We start from the raw sequence: 2,697 nt of genomic DNA on the forward strand, positions 1-2,697 counted from the left end.
GCAATTTCAAGCATACACCTTACGGAATCTCTTCTGCGTGATTCGAGGACGAGCAATTCCTACATGCTTCAACATAACCTTGAAGTTTTCCTTATCGAGGGATGACTTGTGCGTGGGGGCGTTGCTGTGTCCGGGATGACTTGTGCGTGAGGGCGTTGCTATTAGACCTGTCAGGTCTTTGAGGGGAGGAGTCGTCTGCCAGACGAGACGGAACGGAGTTGGGGGCTGCTGGCTACGCTCGGTATCCGCTCGCTATGAATTGCATCCGACGGCCCTGCACCGTTTGTTATGTGGGGGCTCGGCTCCGACTCGTTATTCTACTCGCTGCGCTGCTGTTCATGTCCGATACGACCGCTCTCTCCGACACGCTCGCTCCTCTCAATACGCTTACCCTGCCGCGCACCGCTACCCTGCGCCTGGCCTACAAGACACGCGGACGCGTACACCTGACCGCACCGCCCGCCAGCGTGTGGCGGGGGCAGTTGGGCGAGTTTCTGCATCGGATTGCGCCCGAGCATCACCATAACCACGACCTCTCGCTCTACCAGCAGCTCTTTCGCACGCCCCGCACGGCCGTTGATCTCCCCAACGAACTCTCTGGCCGCGCCCTCGGACGGCTGGGGCTGGCGGGCGAGCACGTGCCGCATCCGTTTGTGATGCGCATGCATACGCCACCCGAGCCGGGCGAGCCGCTTGTGCTGCCGCCAAACACACGCGTGCAGGTGGATATGGTCCTGGTGGAGGAAGCCCTCGCGGCCATTCCCTCACTTACTGCAGCCTTCGACGCACTCGGCGCGCAGGGCCTGGGCAAGAAAACTGATCAGCCCGGTGGGGCCCGGCGGCGTGGACGTGTGCAGCTGGCCGAAGCCGCGCTCGATGTGGGCGGTGTATCACTCCAGCTCTACAACGGCACGCAGTGGAGCCTGCCGCCGCGCTGCGACACGCATCTGTTCGAGCAGGCCGCAGCCATGCAGCCCAATGCCGACACCGTGCCCAACGGACCGGTTACGGTACAGCTTCGCACCCCGCTGCGCCTGAAGCATGCCCGCAAAATTGTGCGTCCCGATGATATGTCGGTGCCCGCACTCTGCGCAGCTACGTACCGCCGCCTGGTGGGGCTGGCGGTCTGCTACAGCCCAAAGCCGCCCACTGCCTCCACCGTGCAAGACCTGCTCGACGCCTTCTTTGCGCTGGGCGATGCCACCACGCTCGACGCCTCGGCCCTGACCTGGGCCACGGGCGGACGCTACAGCCACCGGCAGGGACGGCGCCACCCCATCAGCGGACTCATGGGCCCGCTCACAATCGACGGCCCGGCGCCCGTACGCCGCATCTGGCGTACATTCATGAAGCACGCCGAGGCGCTGCACCTCGGCAAAAAGACCGCACTGGGCCTGGGGCGCGTAGTCGTGGCATCATGACGCCTCCCTGATTTGTCGTGGCCCCTCCCAGCACACCTCCGTTTGGGTTTTTGGATGAAGCGAAAGCTCGGGAGCCCCCCGTACGTTTCGACCGTCCCGATGCCGACAGCAACGGTTCATCGTCGTAGCCCCTGTCTTCGGGCGGCATAGGCCATCGCCGCCCCCCATACCCTGATGCAGTGCGGCAGGTCACCGTGCTCGCAAAGACCTGTCAGGTCAAATGGGAATCCCCCACCCGCAAGTCATCCCGGACAATCTCGCCCCCTGTTGGGAGCCGATCCGGGATCCATTCTTGACTTGACAACTCCGATCCCATCAGGATTAGCGACTCCCCGGCAATATTTGCATCAAATCCGCTTTTAGTTTGTGGGGCAGACCCGTATATTTTGTGTGTCTGTATGCCAACTTCAGCAGTTTGCTCGCTCTTTTCCCACCAACGGCCCTGTACCCATGCGTTCTGCCATTGCCCCGTCACGATCCTCATGGCTGCTCGGCGTCAGCCTGCTTCTTTTGTTCAGTCTTGCCGCCTGCAGCAGCACCGAATCCACCTCCTCCGACTCCTCCGACTCCTCTGACTCCGCAACCAACAGCGAGCCCGCTCCGGTTGAGCGCCCTGCCTGGAACCAGGGCAACGACACCTACCTGCTGCGCCTTGCGCCCGAGGCCGGAGCCACCTACCAGACCCAGCACACGCAAAATGTAGAACAGAACCTCGTGGTGCAGGGCAACAACGTAGACATCACCCAGGACCAGACGATCACGCAGAAGTTGCGTGTGGCCGATTACACCGCCGAGGGCGCAACGTCTCTCGAATACACCGCCACGCGCATGCAGGTAACGTTCGACGGCATGGGCAACACAGTATCCTACGACAGCGATGCCGAAGACAACAGCAATGCCGGTCCTCTTGCCGGAATCGTCGATCCGATTATCGGCAACATGCTTCAGTTTGAACTGGACCAGCAGGGCCACTTCGTAGGCAGCCGCGACACGCTTGCAACCCAGATCGAAGCCCTTATGGGCGATGCGAACGCAGGCGGCATGAGCGACCCCAGCATGTTCGTAGAGCCGCTAATGAACCAGTTCCGCTTCTATCCCGACGACCCCGTATCGGTCGGCGACAGTTGGGAAATTGAGACCGAACTGAATATGGGCATGCCCTTCATGGTCACCGCCGTGTATACGCTCGATGAGGTGGTGGATGCAGAAGCAATGATCGACGTGGTCATTGAACTCGAAACCGACGGTAGCCCGCTTGAACTGGGGCAAGGCGTAG

Annotated in this window: 2 protein-coding genes; both read left to right on the forward strand. The window is 61.7% G+C overall.

Annotated elements, in window-relative coordinates; genetic code table 11:
- Window positions 1-338: 338 nt before the first annotated feature.
- Complete coding sequence (gene cas6 / locus R6U20_RS09300; protein WP_410337581.1) at window positions 339-1,421, forward strand: CRISPR system precrRNA processing endoribonuclease RAMP protein Cas6; 1,083 nt, start codon at window positions 339-341, stop codon at window positions 1,419-1,421.
- A 450-nt stretch (window positions 1,422-1,871) separates the two neighbouring features.
- The coding region (locus R6U20_RS09305) for a DUF6263 family protein (RefSeq protein ID WP_410337582.1) at window positions 1,872-2,697 on the forward strand (826 nt) is incomplete at its 3' end.

Source organism: Longimonas sp., from assembly GCF_046498435.1.
GTDB lineage: Bacteria > Bacteroidota > Rhodothermia > Rhodothermales > Salinibacteraceae > Longimonas.

Excerpts from the sequence above, each read along its gene's own strand:
- cas6 (WP_410337581.1), top strand. The coding sequence starts at position 339 with ATGTCCGATACGACCGCTCTCTCCGACACGCTCGCTCCTCTCAATACG.